Genomic DNA, 18,848 nt, shown 5'->3' on the forward strand with positions numbered 1-18,848 from the left:
AACAGCAGACAACTGGAACAGAACAATGAAGACAAACCCGATTCGACACCTCGCCCGCCTGCTGGCCTGCGGCACGCTGATGGCCTTCGCCACGGCCGGCATGGCACAGAGCTTCCCCAGCCGCCCGATCACCATCGTGGTCCCGTTCCCGCCCGGCGGCACCACCGACATCCTGGCGCGCGCCGTGGCCGAGGGCATGGGCCGCGAACTCAAGCAGACCGTGATCGTCGACAACCGGCCCGGCGCCGGCGGCAACGTGGGCACCGAGGTGGTGGTGCGCGCCAAGCCCGACGGCTACACGCTGCTGGTCAGCACCGCGGGCCCGCTGAGCATCAACCAGCATCTCTACAAGCGCCAGGGCTACGACCCGGTCAAGGACCTGTCGCCGATCGGCATGCTGGCCTCGGTGCCGATCGTGCTGGTGACGAACCCCGCGCAGCCCTACAAGACGCTGGCCGAGTTCATCGCCTATGCCAAGTCGCATCCGGGCAAGCTTTCGTACGGTTCGCAGGGCAACGGCACCACCAGCCACCTCACGATGGAACTGCTCAAGTCGCAGGCCGGCCTCGACCTGGTGCACGTGCCCTACCGCGGCAGTTCGCCGGCGGCCAACGACCTGATGGGCGGCGCGATCCAGGTGATGTTCGACAACTCGCCTTCGACCCTGCCCTTCGTCGAGTCGGGCCGCATGCGCGGCCTGGGCGTGGCGACGGCGCAGCCGGTGGCGGCCATCAAGGGCCTGCCGGCCATCGCGGAGAGCGTGAAGGGCTTCGAGTCCGTCGCCTGGTTCGCGATCGTCGGCCCGGCCGCCCTGCCCGCCGACGTGCTGCACAAGCTCAATGCGGCGGTCAACACCACGCTCAAGCGGCCCGACCTGGTGCAGCGCTTCGCGGCCACCGGCGTGGAACTGACCGGCGGCGAGCCCAAGGCACTGGCCAGCTTCATGCAGGCCGAGAGCCTCAAGTGGGGCAAGGTGGTGCAGTCCGCCGGCGTGAGCCTCGACTGACCCGCCTCGCCTTCCCCACCCCAGAAATTTCATCACCATCCACAAGGGAAACCCATGCCCATCGTCCACATCCAGATGCTCGAGGGGCGCGACGCCGCCACCGTGAGCCAATGCCTGCGGGAGGTCGCGCGCGTCGTGCACCAGACGCTCAGCGCGCCGCTGGAGACCATCCGCGTCGTCGCCACCGAGGTGCCGCACACCCACTGGGCCATCGGCGACCGCACGCGCAGCGACATCGAGGCCGAGAAGAAGGCGGCCAAAGCGGAGCCGGCATCGTGAGCGCCCGGCTCAAGGTCGCGATCATCGGCCCCGGCAACATCGGGACCGACCTGATGATCAAGGTGATGCGCAACAGCCAGCACCTGGAGATGGGCGCGATGGTCGGCGTGGACCCGGCCTCGGAAGGCCTGCAGCGCGCCGCCCGCCTGGGCGTCGCGACCACGGCCCAGGGCCTGGACGGCCTGCTCGCGCTCGACGTCTTCCCCGACATCGACATCGTCTTCGACGCCACCTCGGCCGGCGCGCATGCCCGCCACAACGAGGTGCTGCAGCAGCACGGCGTGCAGGTGATCGACCTGACGCCCGCGGCCATCGGCCCCTATGTGATCCCGGCGATCAACCTCGAGGCCGAGAACGCCAGCAACATGAACATGGTGACCTGCGGCGGGCAGGCCACGATCCCGATCGTGGCGGCCGTCTCGCGCGTGGCCAAGGTCTACTACGGCGAGATCGTGGCCTCGATCTCCAGCAAGTCCGCCGGCCCGGGCACGCGCGCCAACATCGACGAGTTCACCGAGACCACGCGCGCCGCGATCGAGAAGCTGGGCGGCGCCCAGCGCGGCAAGGCCATCATCGTGCTGAACCCGGCCGAGCCGCCGCTGATCATGCGCGACACGGTGTTCGTGCTGTCGGAGCCCGCCGACCAAGCCGCGGTGGAGCGCAGCATCGAGCAGATGGTGGCGAGCGTGCAGGCCTATGTGCCGGGCTACCGCCTGAAGCAGCGCGTGCAGTTCGACGTGGTGCCGCCCGAGGCGCCGCTCAACATCCCCGGCCTGGGCCTGCGCCACGGCCTCAAGACCTCGGTGTTCCTCGAAGTCGAGGGCGCCGCCCATTACCTGCCCGCGTACGCCGGCAACCTCGACATCATGACCTCGGCCGCCCTGGCCTGCGCCGACATGATGGCCCGGCGCCGCATCGCCGCCGGCATCGCGCGCGGCCTGAAGGAAGCAGCATGACCACCGCCAAGAAACTCTACATCTCCGACGTGACGCTGCGCGACGGCAGCCACGCGATCCGCCACCAGTACAGCCTGGCCAATGTGCGCGCCATCGCGGCCGCGCTCGACGCCGCCGGCGTCGACAGCCTCGAGGTCGCGCACGGCGACGGCCTGGAGGGTTCCAGCTTCAACTACGGCTTCGGCGCCCACACCGACGTCGAGTGGATCGCCGCCGCCGCCGAGAGCGTCAAGCAGGCGAAGATCGCGACCCTGCTGCTGCCCGGCATCGGCACCACGCACGACCTGCGCAATGCCTACGACGCCGGCGCGCGCGTGGTGCGCGTGGCGACCCACTGCACCGAGGCCGACGTCTCGCGCCAGCACCTGGAGTACGCGCGCGAACTGGGCATGGACCCGGTGGGCTTCCTGATGATGAGCCACATGACCACGCCGCAGAAGCTGGCCGAGCAGGCGAAGCTCATGGAGAGCTATGGCGCCACCTGCGTCTACGTGGTCGACTCCGGCGGCGCGCTGGGCATGCAGGACGTGCGGGATCGCTTCCGCGCCTTCAAGGAGGTGCTCAGGCCCGAGACCGCCACCGGCATCCATGCGCATCACAACCTGAGCCTGGGCGTGGCCAACTCCATCGCCGCCGTCGAGGAAGGCTGCGACCGCATCGACGCCAGCCTGGCCGGCATGGGCGCGGGCGCGGGCAACGCGCCGCTGGAGGTCTTCATCGCCGCGGCCGCGCGCCTGGGCTGGAACCACGGCTGCGACCTCTACCGCCTGATGGACGCGGCCGACGACCTGGTGCGTCCGCTGCAGGACCGCCCGGTGCGCGTGGACCGCGAGACGCTGGCGCTGGGCTATGCCGGCGTGTACTCGAGCTTCCTGCGCCATGCCGAGGCCGCGGCGCAGAAGTACGGCCTCAAGACCGTGGACATCCTGGTCGAGCTGGGCCGGCGCAAGATGGTCGGCGGCCAGGAAGACATGATCGTCGACGTGGCGCTGGACCTGCTCAAGCCGCGCGAACAGGCGGCGGCGCATTCCAGCTGAGCCGGCCTCAACGGCGCGCGGGCAGCACCATGCCCTGGAGGCGCCGAAGCCGATCGGCACGAAGCCCGGCGCGGCACTGCGCGCGGAGATCAGCACCTCGTCGCCGTCTTCGAGGTAGGTGCGCTCCTCGCCATTGGGCAGCGTGACGCCGCGCCGGCCCGCCCGCGTCAGTTCGAGCAGGCAGCCCAGCCGATCGTCCGTCGGGCCGGAGACGGTGCCGCTGCCCAGCAGGTCGCCGGTCTCCAGCCGGCAGCCGTTGCTCGCCTGGTGCGCGAGCATCTGGCCCACCGTCCAGTACTGGTCGGCGAAGCGCGGGCGCGCGAGCACCGCCGGTGCGCTGCGGGCGCGCCGCATCGCGGGCGTCCGCAAGCGGATCTCCAGGTCGATGGACAGCCCGCCCCGCAGCCGGTCCGACGCCTCGTCCAAGCAGGGCAGCAGGGGTGCTGCGCCTGGTTCGCGCGGCGCGGCCGGGACCTGAAAAGGCGCCATCGCCTCGGCGCTCACGACCCAGTCGCCCACCGTGGAGAAGAAGCTCTTGGACAGGAAGGGCCCCAGCGGGCTGGACTCCCAGGCCTGCAGGTCGCGCGCCGACCAATCGTTCAGCAGGCTGAAGCCGAACACATGCCGCGGCGCATCCTGGAGCGCGATGCGATCGCCCAGCGCGCTGCCCTGCCCCACGTACACGCCCAGTTCGCATTCGAAGTCGAGCGCCTGGCTGGCCTCGAAGACGGGCACCGATTCGCCCGGCCGCAGGAACTGTCCCATGGGCCGATGGAACGCGGTGCCGCTCGCGCCCAGCGTGGAGGCGCGGCCGTGGTAGGCCACCGGGTGGGCATGGAAGTTCGGCAGCACCGGGTTGTCGGGGCGCCGCAGTTGCCCGCAGTTCCGCGCATGGTGCAGGGAGGTGTAGAAGTCGGAGAAGTTGCGCACGTCGACCGGCCGCAGCATCGTGAGCCCGTGGCGCGGGAACAGGCAGGCATGCAGGCGTCTGTCGATGCACGCATCGGCGCGCAAGGCCCGCGAGAGATCGCGGCGCAGTGCCGATGCATGGCCTGCCGGCAGCGCCATCAGGCCGTTGAGCCAGCCGTCCCGGCAGGCGCGCACACCCTGCGCTGCCGCGCCGCCCAGCACGCCCGCATCGGTCGCGGCCACGAGGTCCAGCACGGCGTCGGCGATCGCGACCCCGAGCGTGGGCCGGCCGGTGAGCGGCGAGACGAAGCGGCCGAAAGGCAGGTTCTGGATCGGAAAGTCGGCGGCGTCCGCGGCGCTGGCGGGGACCCAGCTTCGCAGGGCCGGGTCGTGGGTTTCGTTGAGCATGGAATGGCTTTCGGTCGAGAGGACGGGCGCGACACGGCGCCGCGGCGCCATGCCTGCGATGCCGGATCGGGAGTGCGATGGAGCGGCGCGCGCGGCCGCGGCGCCGGACGGCCTCAGACGCCGTCGAAAGGGTCGGCCACGCCGGGCGGCAAGGCCACCCGATGCGCCACCAGCGTGATCGCCACGTTGGTGTAGTGGCCCAGCAGCGCGGTCAGGTCGACCAGGCCCACGGTGCCCAGCGCCTGCCAGGCACGCGCGTAGGTTTCGTCGTCGACCTGGCGCGTGGCGAGCAAGGCGGCGCAGTAGCCGTGCACCGCGGCATCGAGCGCATCGTCGAAGGCCGGCACCCGGCCGCGCCGGAGCGCGTCGATCACGGCCTCGGACAGGCCCGCCTCCCGTGCCGCGGGCGCGTGCGCCAGCCACTCGAAGCCCGCCCGCCAGTGGCGCGCCACCAGCAGGATCGTGAGTTCGCGCGCACGCGCCGGCAGCCCCGAGGCCTTGAGCGCATCGCCCAGCCCGGCCCAGGCCTGGGCAAGCGGCAGGTCGTGGACCAGGATCGTCCGGGGGCCGACGACCGCACCGAGCGCCGCGGCCGTGCGCTCGAGCAGGCGTCGCTGGGCCGCGTCCAACGCCTCGGCCGGCGGCGCGGTGATGCGGGGCGCATTCATCGGCGGCCTCCCTGCGGGGTGGCAGCGCGGGCCTGCAAGGGGGTCGGGGAAGGAATGAGCAGCATCAATGCGCGCGTGTCATGCATGGCGATGGGGATGGGGATGGAAGCGGCGCCGGAATGGCGATGGCGCAAGGCTAAGGCTTCGGCGCGTCGAGGCCACCGGCACGCGCGCATAGCAGGCATAGCGCGCTGGGCATCGCCGGGCCCGCCCTCAGCGCGGCGCCACCGACCAGGTGCCGCGCTGCTCGAGTTCGCGCGCCAGCTGCAGCACCAGCGCGCGCACCTCGCGCGTGGCGCGGGTGCTGTTGCGCGTGGCGTTCTCGCCCAGCACCACGGTGCGCACGATCGCAGGGTCCTCGATCGGCGCGGCCTGCAACTGACCGGCCTCGACCTCCCAGGCCACCGCCTGCTGGACCAGCACGGTGTAGGCCGCGTGATGCATGACGATCTGCTTGAGGATGTGGATCGACTCGGCCTCGGCGATCACGTCGAAGGCCACGCCGCGCTCGCGGGCGATCGCCTCGAGCCGGCTGCGCAGCCCGTTGGGGCGGCTGGGCAGCACCAGCTGCAGCCCGTCGAGCCGCTCGAATGGCACCGCGGCGCCGGCCGTGAGCGCATCGCCCCGCGGCCCGACGAGAAAGGCCTGGGCCAGCGCCACCTGCTCGGTCTTGTGCTCCAGGTTGCGTCCGTCGTCGAACAGCAGCGCGAGGTCGAGCTTGCCGTTGGCCAGCCACTCGTCGAGCTGCCGGTTGGAGCCGTCGGTGAACTGCAGCCGCACACCGGGCATCCTTTTCTGCACCAGCCGGCACAGCGGTCCCACGATGTGCTGCGTGGTGGACGAGAGGATGCCGATGCGGACCTCGCCCGAGGGCAGGGCCGCGCTGGCGTGGATCTCCTCGAACACATCGGCGGCTTCGCGCAGCAGCGACAGCACGCGCGGGTAGGTGCGCTGGCCCAGGTCGGTCAGCGCCACGCCGCGGCCATTGCGATGGAACAGGGCGCCGCCGCATTCGCGCTCCAGCGCATGGATCTGCCGGCTCACGGCCGGCTGCACCGTGCCCAGCGCGATCGCGGCCTTGGTCAGGCTCCCGGCCTCGGCCACTTCCACGAACACCTTCCAGCGGGTGAGATCGAGATGCAAGAGTTTCATAAGAAGGCGGCGCGCGGCCGAAACCGCGGCTCCGGCGTGACGACGACGTCGTTCGCATCGCGTCAGGAATCGGTCGGCGATCTTATCAAGCGAGGGGGGCGAAAGGCCCCGCCGATCCAGTGCCGCACAGGCATAGCTGGTATCGCCCGCGGCCGGGGCCAGGCGACACGATGGCGCCTAGAGTCGCGCTGTACCCCGCGTCGGACGACCGGCGTCCCGGCACCGCGCCAAGCTGCCGCGAGTCCGCCAGACCATCCAGGAGATAAGAAATGAACCCCCTTCGCCGCGCACTGCTTGGCACCGCCGCGCTGGCCCTCGCCATGGCCGCGCATGCCCAGGGCAGCTACCCCTCGCAACCGATCCGCATCATCGTGCCCTTCCCGCCCGGCGGGCCGGCCGATGCACTGGCGCGGGTCGTCTCGAACAAGCTCGCGCCGCTGCTCGGCCAGCCGGTGCTGGTCGACAACCGGGCCGGCGCTGGCGGCACGCTGGGCGTGAACCTGGTGGCCAAGTCCAGGCCCGATGGCTACACCCTGGTGCTGGTCGGCCCGGGCCCGCTGGTCGTGCTGCCCTCGGTGGCGCGGCTGCCCTACGACCCGCTGCGCGACCTGCAGCCGATCACGCAACTGGTGACCGCGCCCATGGTGGTGCTCACCAGCGGCGCCTCGCGCTTCAATTCGCTGGGCGACGTGATCAAGGCAGCGCGGGCGCGCCCCGGCACGCTGAACTACGCCTCCTCCGGCGCGGGCAACTCGAACCACATCGCCTCCGAGCTGCTCAAGCGCGAGACCGGCATCGACATGCAGCACGTGCCGTACAAGGGCGCCGGCACCGCGCTGACCGCGCTGATGGCGGGCGACACCGAAGTCGGCATCCTCGACATGCCGGGCCTGCCGGCGCAACTGCAGGGCGGCCGCCTCAAGGCATTGGCCGTGACCAGCGCGCAGCGCTCGCCCATGCTGCCCGAGGTGCCGACCACGGCCGAGGCCGGCTACCCGTCGGTGCAGGCCACCAGCTGGTTCGGCCTGTTCGCGGCCGCGCAGACGCCGCGCGAGGTGGTGATGAAGCTCAACCGGTCGGTGGTGAGCGTGCTCAAGGAGCCCGACGTGCAGGAGGCGGTGACCAAGCTGGGCGCGCAGATCGTCGCCGGCTCGCCCGAGGCCTTCGAAGCCTTCGTGCGCAGCGAGGCCGGCCGCTGGGGGCCGATTGCGGTGTCGGTCGGCATCCGGCTGGAGTGAGCATGAAGTCCATGCGCCCGAGTCCTTGCGGATGAGCCCCCTCCCTCCCACCACGGAATCACCTTCGGGCGTCACGGAGAACGCAGGCTGGGACTGCCATGCCCACCTGTTCGGCCCCTACCGGCGCTACCCGCTGGCCCCGCACAGCACGCACACCCCGCCCGAAGCCACGGTCGCGCAGTACTTCGCGCTGCTGCAGCGGCTGGGCCTGTCGCACGGCGTGCTGGTCCACCCCGGCGCCTACGGCGAAGACCATCGGCTGCTGCTGGACACGCTGGCGCAGCATCCCGCGCTGCGGGGCGTGGTCGTCGTGCGACCCGGGATGGCGCTGACGCTGGCAGGACTGCGTGCGCGGGGCATCCGCGGCGCGCGCTTCAGCCACCGGCACGGCGCCAACCTGCCCGGCAGCGCCTCCTTCGACGATCTCGGCCGCATGGCCGGCACGCTCGCCGACCATGGCCTGCATGCGGAGCTCTGGACCGACAGCGCCAGCCTGCCCGGCGTCGCGGCGCGGCTGAAGGCCTTGCCGGTGCCGGTGGTGATCGACCACATGGGCGGCTTCGACCTCGGCGCGGGCGTGGACGGCTCGGGCTTCCGCTGCCTGCTCGAGCTGCTCGAATGCGGCCATGTCTGGGTCAAGCTCTGCGTCTACCGCAACGTGCTCGGCATGACCGACCTCGAAGCCGGCCGCCCCTTCCACGACCGGCTGGTGCGGGCGAACCCGCAACGCCTGCTGTGGGGCAGCGACTGGCCCCACCTGCGCGTGAGCCCCGCGCCCGATGCCGCCCGGCTGCTGCGGACCTTCACGCAGTGGGTGGGCGACGACGCGACCGTGCAGCGCATCCTGGTGACGAACCCCGCCGCCCTCTACGGCTGAGCGCAGGCGGCTCAGCCGCCGCGATCGGTCGCGGCCAGGCCCTCGAGCGCCAGGCCGTAGCCCAGCAGGTCGTGCATGCGGCGGCGCAGGTCCTGCGTGAGCAGCACGCGGGTGTAGCGCCGCACCAGCCGGGGTTGCTGCAACAGCTGCCGCGCCAGCGCCCAGGCGCGCGGCAACAACTCGTCGGCCTGAAGCACTTCATGGACCAGCCCCCATTCCTGCGCCTGCCGCGCCGACAGCGTCTGGGCCGTGAGCAGGAAATAGCGCCCGCGGTTGCCGCCCAGCAATGCGGGGAAGACCACATGCATGCCGTCGCCCGGCACCAGGCCGCCGTTGAAGTGCGCCGAGTCCTGGAAGGCGGCCTGCTCGGACGCGAGCACGATGTCGCACAGCACCGGGATCTCGGCATGCCGCACGGCCGGGCCGTTGACGGCGGCGATCATCGGCACCTCGATGTCCAGCAGGTTGTGCAGCAGCCGCTTGCCTTCCCAGTAGAGATGGTCCCAGGTGGTGGGCGTCATGGTGCCGCTGAGCCGATGGCCGCCGGGCTGCACCGCCGGGCCCGAGAACGCGTCGCCGCAGCCCGTGAGGATGACCACCTCGTTGTCCTTGTCGCGGCCCACGTCGAGGAAGGCCTGCTCCAGTTCGCCATGGGCCTGGAGGTTCCAGCGCAGCGGCCCGCCCTCGGTGTGCAGCATCATCTCGAGGATGCCGTCCTCGCGCCGCATGCGGATGAAGCGGTAGCGCGTCGCATAGTCCTCGAAGCGGCTCATGGCTGCGCCTTAGCGCCGGCCGCCAGCGCCAGCGGCTCGGCATCGATCAGCACGAACAACAGCCGGCAGGGCCGCTCGCTCCGGTTGCTCCAGGCGTGGTTGGTGCCGCGCTGCACCAGCAGGTCGCCGGTGCGCATCAAGGTCTCGCCTTCGTCCATCAGCGCCCACACCTCGCCGTCGAGCACCACCGCATAGTCGAGCGAACGGGTGCGATGGAAGGCCGGATGGCGCAGGCGTTCGCCCGTCAGCGCCTCGGGCGCGCCATAGACCTCGAACACCTGCTTGAGCTGGGTGAAGTCGCGCTGCGTGTCGGGCGGCAGGTCGATCACCCGCAGCACGGTGCCGCCCTCGGGTGGCGCCAGCCGGAAAGTGTCGGCGAGCGACGGCGAGAAGCCCGCATCGTGGTTGGAGGCCGGCGTCCGCGTGCTCTGCCAGATCTCGTGGATTGCATGGGCGGGGTTCTGTCCCGGGTGGTAGGGCGCGGTCATCGGGGCATCGGAGACGAAGCAGGAACGCCCCTGGGCGTCATGGCCGGTGACGAGGCGTCGGATGGGGGGCAGCGGTACGGGCACGGCAGTGGATCCTTGTGGGGGGAGTGGGTCGAACACGCACACGAGTCTGGCGCCCGGCACCCGTGGCTGCTCCCTGCGCGCAGGCGGTTCAGCTATGCGATCGCCGCTATGGCATGCGCGGTTGGCGTTCCTAGAATCGCGGCCCATGACGAACTGGATCGAAGCCAACGGCGCGAGTTTTCGCTACGACCTGCAACGCCGCGGCGCGGCGCGCACGCTGGTGCTCGTGCACGAGATCGGCGGTGCCATCGAGAGCTGGGACGAGGCCCTGCCGGTGTTCGCGCAGCGCTTCGATGTGCTGCGCTACGACCAGCGCGGCTTCGGCCTGTCGGAGAAGTGCGATGCACTGGACATCGACGGCATGGTGGCCGACCTGCGCGCGCTGCTGGACGCGCTGGCGCTGACCGCACCGGTGTGCCTGACCGGCGCGGCCATGGGCGCGGGCATCGCGCTCGCATTCGCGCATGCGCACCCCGGGCGCACGCAGGGGCTGGCGATCGCCAGTCCGGCGCTGGGCTATGCGCCGGGCACGGCGCCGGCCACGCTGGAGCGGCGTGCGGACACCGTGCTGCGCGAAGGCATGCGCGCCACCACCGACCTGGGCTTCGAGCGCTCCTACCCCGCGGCGCTGCGCACGCCGCAGGCGGCGCGGCTGCGCTTCGAGCGCTACCGTCGGCGCTGGCTCGGCAACGATCCGCAGGGCGTGGCCGCGATCAGCCGCGTCGCCTCGCGCATGCACCTGGCGCCGCTGCTGGGCACGCTGCAATGCCCCACGCTGGTGATGGGCTGCACGCACGACGAGATCCGGCCGGCCGCGCAGAGCCGCCGCATCGCCGAGCAGATCCCCGGCGCCCGCTTCGTCGAGATCGCCTCAGGCCACTTCGCCGCGGTGCAGACGCCGGCGCTCTTCGCCCACACAGCCTCCGACTTCCTGCTGCCGTTGGCCTGAGCGCGCGCCGCCTGCATCGCCGGCGCCCTCTTCCGTTCCACCCACGCCGCCGCCGCCGCCGCCGCCGCACCGCTTGCGGAAGCGGCGCGCCGCGCATGGGCGCGCGCCCCGGCCTCCGATGCGCCGCCGGTCATAACTGCATTGCATCGCACGGTGTGGCTCGACGCGCTCCTTTGCCTAACCTGCTCCACGCCCGACAGAGGGCAAAGCCATCGACAAGAAACCGGAGACCACCTGCATGCGCATCCCCCATTCACCGCTCGCCATGAGCACCATCGCCCTGTGCACCTTCGTCGCCGACGCATCCGCGCAATCGAGCGTCACGGTGTTCGGCGTCATGGACCTGGCGCTGCGCCAGACCCATGTGTCAGGCACCTCGAGCAGCACCACGCTGGCCTCGGGCGGACTGGCCGGCAGCCGCTTCGGCGTGCGAGGCGCGGAAGACCTCGGCGGCGGACTGGCCGCATCGTTCTGGCTCGAAGCCGATGTCGCGGCCGACACCGGCGCCACCGTCGCATCGGCCTTCTGGAGCCGCCGTTCCACCGTGTCGCTCTCCAGTGCCGACTGGGGCGAGCTGCGCCTGGGCCGCGACTATGTGCCGATCTTCGCGCGGCAGTATTCCTTTCTCTCGCCCTTCGGCCCCAACGGCGTGGCCTCCAACGGCAACCTCTTCTTCGGGCCGCCTTCGCTGCTGGGCTCGGGCTCGGGCGGCGGCGTGCGCACCGACAACATGCTCAAGTACGTGCTGCCGCCCGACCTGGGCGGGCTCTACGGCGAAGTCATGGCCAGCATGGCCGAGGGCCGCAACGAGAATCGGCACCGCGGCGGCGTGATCGGCTATGCCGCCGGCCCGCTGATGGTGAACGCGGGCTTCGGCCGGACCGACGACGTGGCGGGACGTGACGCAATCCGGCTCACGACCCTCGGTGCCGCCTACGACGCGGGCTGGGCGAAGTTCATGGCGCTGGCCCAGCGCGGGAGCTACGGCGCGCGCCGCCAGACCACGGTGGAGGTCGGTGCGGCCGTGCCCCTGGCCGGCGGGTCGCTGAAGGCCAGCCTCCGCCGCGCCGACCAGAGCGGCGCGGGCACGGAGGCCAACGATGCGCGCCAGCTCAGCCTGGGCTACGTCTATGCGCTGTCCAAGCGCAGCACGCTGTACGGCAGCTTCTCGCGCATCGACAACCAGGGTGCGCAGGCCTTCGGGCTCGGCGGCACGGTGCCGCCCGCGGGGCGTGGCGTGCGGGGCCTCGAGCTCGGCATCAACCACCTGTTCTGAGCGCCGCCCTCTTCACCCCGCGCGCTTCGAATCGGGCTGCAGGATGTGCAGCCCGATCAGCCGCGTGAGTTCCGCGGCGTCGCGCGCCGCGATCGCGTCGACCATCTGGAAATGCTCTTCGGCCGAGCGTTCGATGCGTGCCTGGGTCCACCACTGGACCACCGGCGTGGTCGGGATGTTGCCGCGCACGTCCAGCGCCAGCTTCGCCAGTTCGCGGTTCGGGCAGAGCTCCGTGAGCCGCACATGGAAGTCGCGGTTGGCCGTGAACTTCTGCGCCGCGTCGCCGTCGCGGATGCAGGCCGCGAAGCGCGTCGCCAGCGCGCGCAGGTCGGCGATGTCGGCCTCGGTCGCGGCGGCGACGATGCCGGGCGCGGTCGCGCTCTCCAGCACCACGCGCACCTCCACCAGCTCGCGGTGGCGCGCCTCGTCGATCACCGCCACGTAGAAACCACGGTCGGGAATGCGCTGCACCACCCCCTTGACCGCCAGCTTCTCCAGCGCCCGGCGCACGTCCGCGCGCGAGCAGCCGTAGCGCTGCTCGAGGTCCACCTGCTTGAGCCAGGTGCCGTTGGTGAGGCGCCCCGCGGCGATGTCCGAGGTGATGGCGTCGGCGACGGCGTCCGCGCCCCTGGGCGCCTCCTTGATGTCTTGGGTCTGGGTGTTCATGGCCATTCGTGGTGCACGCGCGCGGCGGGCGGCGCGCCAAGCATAGCGGCGCGGCATGGCACCGTTCCTGCGTCGCGACATGCGTGCCGTACCGGCGACGAAACTGGTTGCGAAGCTCGATTCAAGTCCATAGAATTCGCCGAAACCATTTTTGGATCTAATTTTGGATCACTCATTCTATCCCCCCGCCCGCCCCGGTGCAGCGCCCGCCGCGCCGCCGGCCTTCGGCTACTACGACCTGGGCGCCACCACGGTGTATGCCGCCTCGGCCGATCCCCGCTTCCACTACTGCCTCTACGTGCCGCCGGGCTACCAGGCGGGCGCGACGCCGGCCGAGATCCTGGTGGTGGTCCACGGCAGCCCGCGCACGTTCATGGACTTCCGGGACCAGTTCGCCGACTTCGCCGAGGCGCAGCAGGTGGTGGTGGTCTGCCCGCTGTTTCCGGTGGGCCTGGGCGACGACGCCAAGGGCGACGACTACAAGTACCTGAGCCAGGGCGGCATCCGCTACGACGAGGTGCTGCTGGGCATCGTCGAGGACGTGCGGCGGCGCTACGCGCTGGCCGCGCCGCGCTTCGGCCTGTTCGGTTTCTCGGGCGGCGCGCAGTTCGCCAACCGCTTCCTGCTGCTGCAGCCACAACACCTGTGGGCCGCGTCGCTGGGCGCGCCGGGCTCGGTCACGCTGGTCGACGACAGCCAGGACTGGTGGGTCGGCACGCGCGACATCGCCGCCTGCTTCGGCCGCCCGCTGGACCGCGCGGCCCTGCGCCAGGTGCCGGTGCAGCTGCTGGTGGGCGCCGAGGACCTGGACGGCCGCGAGATCACGCACCGCGAGGGCGGCCGCTTCTGGATGCCCGGCGCCAACCAGGCCGGCGCCTCGCGACCCGAGCGGCTGGAGACGCTGCGGCGCTCGCTAGTCGCGGCCGGCCTCGCGGTGACGCACGAAGTCATCGCCGGGGCGGGCCACGATGCGGCACCGGCCATCCGGCATGCCAAGCCCTACCTGGCCGAACAGCTCGCGCGGCACCGCGCGGCGACCCTGGCCATGACGACGCCCTGAGGCCCTGAGGCCATGCCCCCCAACCCTGGACCGGACCGACGATGAAACCCCTGCTCTTCACCACTGCGTTGCTGCTCGCATTGCCGGCCGTCGGCACGGCCGTCGCCGCCACCCGCATCACCGTCGCGCTGCCGGCGGACATCCGCAGCACCAACCCCGGCGTCAACCGCGACGACAACACCGACGGCGTGATCGCCAACGTCGTCGAGGGCCTGGTCGGCTACGGCGAGGGCGGCGACGTCAAGCCGCTGCTGGCGCGCTCGGTCACGGTCTCGCCCGACGGCCTGAGCTACACCTTCAAGCTGCGCACCGACGTGCGCTTCCACAACGGCGAGAAGCTCACGTCGGCCGATGCGCTGTGGAGCTGGCAGCGCTACATGGACCCGAAGACCGAGTGGCGCTGCCTGGCCGAATTCGACGGCCGCAACGACCTCAAGGTGACATCGGCCGAGGCGCCCGACGCGCAGACCTTCGTGCTGCGCATCAACCGCCGCAGCGCGCTGCTGCTCGACACGCTGGCGCGCACCGACTGCGGCATGACGGCCATCCTGCAGAAGGCCTCGGTCAAGCCCGACGGCAGCTGGGACCGCCCGATCGGCACCGGCCCCTACCAACTCACCGACTGGAAGCGCGGCCGCGGCGTGACGCTCACGCGCTTCGAGGGCTACCAATCGCCCGAAGGAACCAAGGCCGACGGCTACGTGGGCCTCAAGACGCCCAGCGTCGACCAGGTCGAGCTCCAGGTGATCCCCGACGCGGCCACGGTCAAGCTGGCGGTGGCCGCGCGCTCGATCGACATCGCGCAGCTGCTGTCCTCCGACGTGGCCGAGACCCGCGGCAACCCGCAGCTGGTGACCATGCCCGAGCCCGACTCGTCCAAGCACGTGCTGCTGTTCCAGACCCGCGACCCGCTGATGTCGGACCCGAAGTTCCGCCGCGCGGTGGCCGCCGCGCTCGACTACAAGCAGCTGGTCGACGTCGCCAGCGACGGGCTGTCCAAGCCCAACAACTCGGCGGTGTTCGAGCGCTCGGTCTACATGGACGCGGTGCAGCGCAAGGGCTTCAAGACCGACCTCGCGCTGGCCAAGTCCCTGCTCAAGGAGAGCAGCTACAAGGGCCAGACGATCAAGCTGGTGGCCAACAAGCGCGCGCCGATGCCCAGCTTCCAGGTGGCGCTCGTGACCCAGGCCATGCTGCAGGCCGTGGGCATCAAGGTCGAGATCGAGGTGCTCGAATGGGCTACCCAGCTCGACCGCTACAACGCGGGCAACTACCAGATGATGTCCTTCTCCTACTCGGGCCGGCTGGACCCGGCGCTGAGCTACGAGCAGTTCGTGGGCGACAAGACGCGCCAGCCGCGCAAGGTCTGGGACAACCCCGAGGCGCTGGCGATGATCGAGGGCGCCAAGGTGGTGAGCGACCCGGCCGAGCGGCGCAAGATCTTCGACCGGCTGCACGAGCTCTCGCTGGTCGACGTGCCGCTGATCACGCTCTACAACGGCCTGACGGTCTGGGTCCGCGCCAAGCGCGTGAGCGGCTTCAGCCCGTGGGAAGGCAAGCCGCGGCTCTGGACCGCGCGCGTGGGAGCCTGAGCATGCGGCCCCGTACCGAGGACCCCTCGCGATGATGCGTTTCGTCTCCCGCCGGCTCGCCACCGCGCTGCCCACGCTGTTCATCAGCGCGGTCGCAGTGTTCTTCCTGATCCGCCTGATCCCGGGCGACCCGGCCGCGCTGATGCTCGGCGACCAGGCCGACGCCGCCAGCCTGGCCGACCTGCGCCATCGCCTGGGCCTGGACCTGGGCCTGGCCGCGCAGTTCGGGCGCTGGCTGCTGCAGGTGCTGCAGGGCGACCTGGGCGCCTCCATCCGCACCGGCGAGCCGGTGCTGCCGCTGGTGCTCGAGCACTTCGTGGTGAGCGCGCGCATCGTGTTCATCGCGGTCGCGCTGGCGGCCGCGATCGCCGTGCCCGCGGGCATGCTCGCGGCCTGGCGCCAGAACGGCAAGCTCGACATCGGGCTGGTCGGCACCGCGACCGTGCTGCTGTCCATCCCCAGCTTCTGGCTCGGGCTGATGCTGCTCTACGTCTTCGGCCTCAAGCTGGGCTGGCTGCCGGTGGTGGGCTACGTGGCCTTCGCCGAGGACCCGGTGGCCGCGGCGGTCTACATCGTACTGCCCATCGCCACGCTGGTGCTGCACGAGACCGGCATCCTGATCCGCATGGCGCGCGCCAGCACGCTCGAGGTGCTGCGCCTCGACTACATCACGCATGCCCGCGCCAAGGGCCTGTCCGAATCGGTGGTGCTCTGGCGCCACGCCTTCCGCAACGCCTTCGGCCCGACCTGGACCCTGATCGGCCTGGTGCTGGGCAACCTGCTCGGCGGCATCGCGGTGGTGGAAACCGTCTTCACCATCCCCGGCCTGGGCCGCCTGCTCGTCGACTCGATCTTCGGGCGCGACTACCCCGTGATCCAGGGCTGCCTCCTGTTCGTTGCCTTCGTCTACATCATGATCAATCTCGTGGTCGACCTCTGCTATCCCTTCTTCGACCCGCGGGTGGGCGAGGAATGAAAGCCGTCCCCCTCAACGCCGCGATCGGCGCCACGCTCGTGGGCCTGCTGGTCGCCACCGCCGTGACCGGGCTCTTCTGGACCCCCTTCGATCCGCTGGCCATCGGCTACAGCGGCCGCCTTGCGGCGCCCAGCGCCGCCCACTGGCTGGGCACCGACGAGTTCGGGCGCGACGTGCTGAGCCGGCTGATGGCGGCCGCGGCCACCAGCACCCGCATCAGCCTGCTCACCGTGACGCTGGCCGTGTGCCTGGGCACGGTGGCGGGCGTGCTCGCCGGCTACCTGCGCGGCTGGACCGACCGCGTGCTGATGGCCTTCAACGATGCGCTGCTGGCCTTCCCCGGCATCCTGCTCGCGCTCGGCCTGCTGGCCGTGTTCGGCGCCAGCGAGTACGGCATCGTGGTCGCGCTGGGCATCGCCTACGCGCCTTCGGTGGCGCGCATCGTGCGCGGCGCGGTGCTGTCGCTGCGCGAGCGCGACTACGTGGCCGCCTCGCGCGTGATGGGCAACTCGGAGCTCTACACCGTGGCGCGCCACATCCTGCCGAACTGCATCGCGCCGCTGATCGTGCTCGCGACCTCGATGTTCGGCTGGGCGCTGCTGGCCGAGAGCGCGCTGAGCTTCCTCGGCCTGGGTGTGCCGCCGCCGGCGCCGACCTGGGGCAACATGCTGGCCGCGAGCCGGCCCTTCATCGCCAACGCCGCCTGGCTCGCCGTGCTGCCGGGCCTGTGCATCTCGCTCACCCTGCTGGGCATCAATCTGCTGGGAGACGCCGTGCGCGACCGACTCGATCCCCACATGCGGGGCGCCTGAGCCATGAACAGTCCCGCATTGCTCGAGGTCCGCGACCTCGCCCTCGCCCTGCGCAACGGCACGCCGCTGGTGCACGGGATCGGCTTCGAGGTCCGGCCCGGCGAGATCGTCGGCATCGTCGGCGAATCCGGCAGCGGCAAGACGCTGGCCGCGCGCTCGGTGATGGGCCTGGCGCCACCGGCCATCCAGCGCACCGGCGGCGCGATCCGCTTCGAAGGCCAGGACATCACGCAGCTCGCGCCCGCGGCACTGCGCAAGCTGCGCGGCGCGCGCATGGGCATGGTGTTCCAGGAACCGATGACCTCGCTCAACCCGTCGATGCCCATCGGCCGGCAGCTCGACGAGGGCCTGGCGCTGCACACGCGGCTCACGCCGGCCGAGCGCCGCGCGCGCATCTTGGAGATGCTGGCGCGCGTGCGCATCGACGACCCGATCGGCGCGCTCGCGGCCTACCCGCACCGCTTCTCCGGCGGCATGCGCCAGCGCATCATGCTGGCCTCGGCCATGCTGCTGCGCCCCGCGCTGCTGATCGCCGACGAACCCACCACCGCGCTCGACGCCATCGTGCAGCGCGACGTGCTGGAGCTGATGGTCGGGCTCACGCGCGAGCATGGCACGGCCGTGCTGATGATCAGCCACGACCTGCCGATGATCGCGCGCTACACCGACCGCATCGTCGTGATGCACCACGGCCGCATCGTCGAGCAGGGGCCGACGGCCGCGCTGGTGACGGCGCCGCAGGAGGCCTACACGCGCAAGCTGCTGGCCGCGATGCCGCAGCGCGGCGCCACCCGCGCGCCCAGCGCCGCGCCGCCGGTCCTCGAGGTCGACGGCCTGGTCGTGGACTACCCCGGCAGCGGCGGCCTGTTCACGAAACGCGAAGCGCGCCGCGCGCTGCACGGCATCGACCTGCGCGTGGGCGCGGGCGAGGTGGTGGCGCTGGTCGGTGGCTCCGGCTCGGGCAAGACCACGCTGGGCCGGACCATCGCCGGCCTGATCCGGCCGAGCGCCGGCAGCCTGCGCTTCGAGGGCAAGCCGATCGTGCCGGGCGGCGAGGGCTGGGCGCGCTACCGCGCGCAGTGCCAGATGGTGTTCCAGGACCCGGTCTCCTCGCTCGACCCGCGCATGACGGTGGCGGCGCTGATCGGCGAGGCGCTGCGCACGGTGCCGGGCCTGACGCCCGCGGCGAAGCAGGCGCGCATCGCCGAGGTGCTCGACGAGGTCGCACTGTCCGCCGACGTCGCGCAGCGCTATGCGCACGAGCTCTCGGGCGGCCAGCGCCAGCGGGTGGCGATCGCGCGCGCGGTGGTGCGCCGGCCGGCCTTCATCGTGGCCGACGAACCGGTCTCGGCGCTCGACGTCACGGTGCGGGCCCAGATCCTCACGCTGTTCGCGCAGCTGCAGTCGCGCCATGGCTTCTCCTGCCTGTTCATCAGCCACGACCTGGGCGTGGTCGAGCAGATCGCCGACCGGGTGGTGGTGATGCGCCAGGGCGCGATCGTCGAAGCCGGCCTGCGCGACCAGGTCTTCGACCGCCCCGCCGACGCCTACACGCAGGAGTTGCTCGGCGCCGTGCCGCGCCTGCACACCGCGCTGGCCCAGCGCGTGCTGGCCGACCAAGCGGCCTGACCCCGATCCGCCC

18 protein-coding genes and 1 pseudogene are annotated in these 18,848 nt (G+C 71.5%); 13 read left to right on the top strand and 6 right to left on the bottom strand.

The window, feature by feature from the left end:
* Positions 1–25: 25 nt before the first annotated feature.
* Genes A9977_RS05025 through dmpG form a run of 4 tightly spaced genes read left to right on the top strand, consistent with a single transcriptional unit; the run spans position 26 to position 3,278 of the window.
* Positions 26–1,006: a tripartite tricarboxylate transporter substrate binding protein gene (locus tag A9977_RS05025; protein WP_259651822.1), complete on the top strand. Its 981-nt coding sequence runs from the start codon at positions 26–28 to the stop codon at positions 1,004–1,006.
* Positions 1,007–1,060: 54 nt separating this feature from the next.
* Entirely contained in the window at positions 1,061–1,285 is a 225-nt protein-coding gene (locus A9977_RS05030) for a tautomerase family protein (protein WP_183023793.1), read from the top strand.
* On the top strand, positions 1,282–2,241 hold the full coding sequence (locus tag A9977_RS05035; protein ID WP_183023794.1) for an acetaldehyde dehydrogenase (acetylating): 960 nt from the start codon (positions 1,282–1,284) through the stop codon (positions 2,239–2,241). The genes A9977_RS05030 and A9977_RS05035 overlap by 4 nt, the downstream gene beginning before the upstream one ends.
* Positions 2,238–3,278 (top strand): 4-hydroxy-2-oxovalerate aldolase, encoded by a 1,041-nt coding sequence (gene dmpG, locus A9977_RS05040; RefSeq protein ID WP_183023795.1) that lies wholly within the window; start codon positions 2,238–2,240, stop codon positions 3,276–3,278. The genes A9977_RS05035 and dmpG overlap by 4 nt, the downstream gene beginning before the upstream one ends.
* A gap of 93 nt (positions 3,279–3,371) precedes the next feature.
* On the opposite strand, the pseudogene fahA reads toward dmpG, so the two are convergent.
* The 3 genes and pseudogenes from fahA to A9977_RS05055 form a co-directional block, all read right to left on the bottom strand.
* Positions 3,372–4,646: pseudogene (gene fahA, locus A9977_RS05045) on the bottom strand (fumarylacetoacetase); the annotation flags it as partial.
* Between the two features lie 62 nt (positions 4,647–4,708).
* Positions 4,709–5,263 carry a carboxymuconolactone decarboxylase family protein gene (locus A9977_RS05050; protein ID WP_183023796.1) on the bottom strand — a complete coding sequence of 185 codons (555 nt, stop codon included), beginning with the start codon at positions 5,261–5,263 and terminating at the stop codon, positions 4,709–4,711.
* 213 nt (positions 5,264–5,476) lie between these two features.
* A complete protein-coding gene (locus A9977_RS05055; protein WP_183023797.1) occupies positions 5,477–6,415 on the bottom strand; it encodes a LysR family transcriptional regulator in 939 nt (312 codons plus the stop codon).
* Between the two features lie 269 nt (positions 6,416–6,684).
* Here A9977_RS05055 and A9977_RS05060 point away from each other — a divergent pair, with 269 nt between their 5' ends.
* Together A9977_RS05060 and A9977_RS05065 are read left to right on the top strand one after the other, a co-directional pair.
* Positions 6,685–7,653: a tripartite tricarboxylate transporter substrate binding protein gene (locus tag A9977_RS05060; RefSeq protein WP_183023798.1), complete on the top strand. Its 969-nt coding sequence runs from the start codon at positions 6,685–6,687 to the stop codon at positions 7,651–7,653.
* Positions 7,654–7,684: 31 nt separating this feature from the next.
* Entirely contained in the window at positions 7,685–8,530 is an 846-nt protein-coding gene (locus A9977_RS05065; RefSeq protein WP_183023799.1) for an amidohydrolase, read from the top strand.
* 11 nt (positions 8,531–8,541) lie between these two features.
* On the opposite strand, the gene A9977_RS05070 is transcribed toward A9977_RS05065, so the two are convergent.
* Both A9977_RS05070 and A9977_RS05075 read right to left on the bottom strand, forming a co-directional pair.
* Positions 8,542–9,303, bottom strand: a complete 762-nt coding sequence (locus A9977_RS05070) for an enoyl-CoA hydratase/isomerase family protein (RefSeq protein ID WP_183023800.1) — start codon at positions 9,301–9,303, stop codon at positions 8,542–8,544.
* Entirely contained in the window at positions 9,300–9,875 is a 576-nt protein-coding gene (locus A9977_RS05075; protein WP_183023801.1) for a cupin domain-containing protein, read from the bottom strand. The genes A9977_RS05070 and A9977_RS05075 overlap by 4 nt, the downstream gene beginning before the upstream one ends.
* 145 nt (positions 9,876–10,020) lie before the next feature.
* On the opposite strand from A9977_RS05075, the gene A9977_RS05080 reads away from it, so the two are divergent.
* Positions 10,021–10,824 carry an alpha/beta fold hydrolase gene (locus tag A9977_RS05080; protein ID WP_183023802.1) on the top strand — a complete coding sequence of 268 codons (804 nt, stop codon included), beginning with the start codon at positions 10,021–10,023 and terminating at the stop codon, positions 10,822–10,824.
* A gap of 265 nt (positions 10,825–11,089) precedes the next feature.
* Positions 11,090–12,100, top strand: a complete 1,011-nt coding sequence (locus A9977_RS05085) for a porin (protein WP_183023803.1) — start codon at positions 11,090–11,092, stop codon at positions 12,098–12,100.
* A gap of 12 nt (positions 12,101–12,112) precedes the next feature.
* On the opposite strand, the gene A9977_RS05090 is transcribed toward A9977_RS05085, so the two are convergent.
* Complete coding sequence (locus tag A9977_RS05090) at positions 12,113–12,766, bottom strand: GntR family transcriptional regulator (RefSeq protein ID WP_183023804.1); 654 nt, start codon at positions 12,764–12,766, stop codon at positions 12,113–12,115.
* A gap of 163 nt (positions 12,767–12,929) precedes the next feature.
* On the opposite strand from A9977_RS05090, the gene A9977_RS05095 reads away from it, so the two are divergent.
* From A9977_RS05095 to A9977_RS05115, 5 genes are read left to right on the top strand one after another with little or no spacing between them, the layout of a single operon-like run.
* Positions 12,930–13,826 carry an alpha/beta hydrolase gene (locus A9977_RS05095; protein WP_183023805.1) on the top strand — a complete coding sequence of 299 codons (897 nt, stop codon included), beginning with the start codon at positions 12,930–12,932 and terminating at the stop codon, positions 13,824–13,826.
* Positions 13,827–13,867: 41 nt separating this feature from the next.
* Positions 13,868–15,418, top strand: coding sequence for an ABC transporter substrate-binding protein (locus tag A9977_RS05100; RefSeq protein WP_183023806.1), 1,551 nt, complete (start codon positions 13,868–13,870; stop codon positions 15,416–15,418).
* A gap of 31 nt (positions 15,419–15,449) precedes the next feature.
* A complete protein-coding gene (locus tag A9977_RS05105; protein WP_183023807.1) occupies positions 15,450–16,394 on the top strand; it encodes an ABC transporter permease in 945 nt (314 codons plus the stop codon).
* Positions 16,391–17,206 carry an ABC transporter permease gene (locus A9977_RS05110; RefSeq protein ID WP_183023808.1) on the top strand — a complete coding sequence of 272 codons (816 nt, stop codon included), beginning with the start codon at positions 16,391–16,393 and terminating at the stop codon, positions 17,204–17,206. Before A9977_RS05105 ends, A9977_RS05110 begins: the two co-directional genes overlap by 4 nt.
* A gap of 3 nt (positions 17,207–17,209) precedes the next feature.
* Complete coding sequence (locus A9977_RS05115; protein ID WP_183023809.1) at positions 17,210–18,835, top strand: ABC transporter ATP-binding protein; 1,626 nt, start codon at positions 17,210–17,212, stop codon at positions 18,833–18,835.
* Positions 18,836–18,848: the final 13 nt, after the last annotated feature.

The organism is Variovorax sp. UMC13 (assembly GCF_014170375.1).
GTDB lineage: Bacteria > Pseudomonadota > Gammaproteobacteria > Burkholderiales > Burkholderiaceae_C > Variovorax.

What these genes read in the sequence shown, in the direction of transcription:
- A9977_RS05115 (WP_183023809.1), top strand. Translation starts at nt 17,210, where the DNA reads ATGAACAGTCCCGCATTGCTCGAGGTCCGCGACCTCGCCCTCGCCCTG.
- A9977_RS05100 (WP_183023806.1), top strand. Translation starts at nt 13,868, where the DNA reads ATGAAACCCCTGCTCTTCACCACTGCGTTGCTGCTCGCATTGCCGGCC.
- A9977_RS05060 (WP_183023798.1), top strand. Translation starts at nt 6,685, where the DNA reads ATGAACCCCCTTCGCCGCGCACTGCTTGGCACCGCCGCGCTGGCCCTC.
- A9977_RS05070 (WP_183023800.1), bottom strand. Translation starts at nt 9,303, where the DNA reads ATGAGCCGCTTCGAGGACTATGCGACGCGCTACCGCTTCATCCGCATG.
- A9977_RS05050 (WP_183023796.1), bottom strand. Translation starts at nt 5,263, where the DNA reads ATGAATGCGCCCCGCATCACCGCGCCGCCGGCCGAGGCGTTGGACGCG.
- A9977_RS05110 (WP_183023808.1), top strand. Translation starts at nt 16,391, where the DNA reads ATGAAAGCCGTCCCCCTCAACGCCGCGATCGGCGCCACGCTCGTGGGC.
- A9977_RS05025 (WP_259651822.1), top strand. Translation starts at nt 26, where the DNA reads ATGAAGACAAACCCGATTCGACACCTCGCCCGCCTGCTGGCCTGCGGC.
- dmpG (WP_183023795.1), top strand. Translation starts at nt 2,238, where the DNA reads ATGACCACCGCCAAGAAACTCTACATCTCCGACGTGACGCTGCGCGAC.
- A9977_RS05090 (WP_183023804.1), bottom strand. Translation starts at nt 12,766, where the DNA reads ATGAACACCCAGACCCAAGACATCAAGGAGGCGCCCAGGGGCGCGGAC.
- A9977_RS05085 (WP_183023803.1), top strand. Translation starts at nt 11,090, where the DNA reads ATGAGCACCATCGCCCTGTGCACCTTCGTCGCCGACGCATCCGCGCAA.
- A9977_RS05080 (WP_183023802.1), top strand. Translation starts at nt 10,021, where the DNA reads ATGACGAACTGGATCGAAGCCAACGGCGCGAGTTTTCGCTACGACCTG.
- A9977_RS05030 (WP_183023793.1), top strand. Translation starts at nt 1,061, where the DNA reads ATGCCCATCGTCCACATCCAGATGCTCGAGGGGCGCGACGCCGCCACC.
- A9977_RS05055 (WP_183023797.1), bottom strand. Translation starts at nt 6,415, where the DNA reads ATGAAACTCTTGCATCTCGATCTCACCCGCTGGAAGGTGTTCGTGGAA.
- A9977_RS05065 (WP_183023799.1), top strand. Translation starts at nt 7,685, where the DNA reads ATGAGCCCCCTCCCTCCCACCACGGAATCACCTTCGGGCGTCACGGAG.
- A9977_RS05105 (WP_183023807.1), top strand. Translation starts at nt 15,450, where the DNA reads ATGATGCGTTTCGTCTCCCGCCGGCTCGCCACCGCGCTGCCCACGCTG.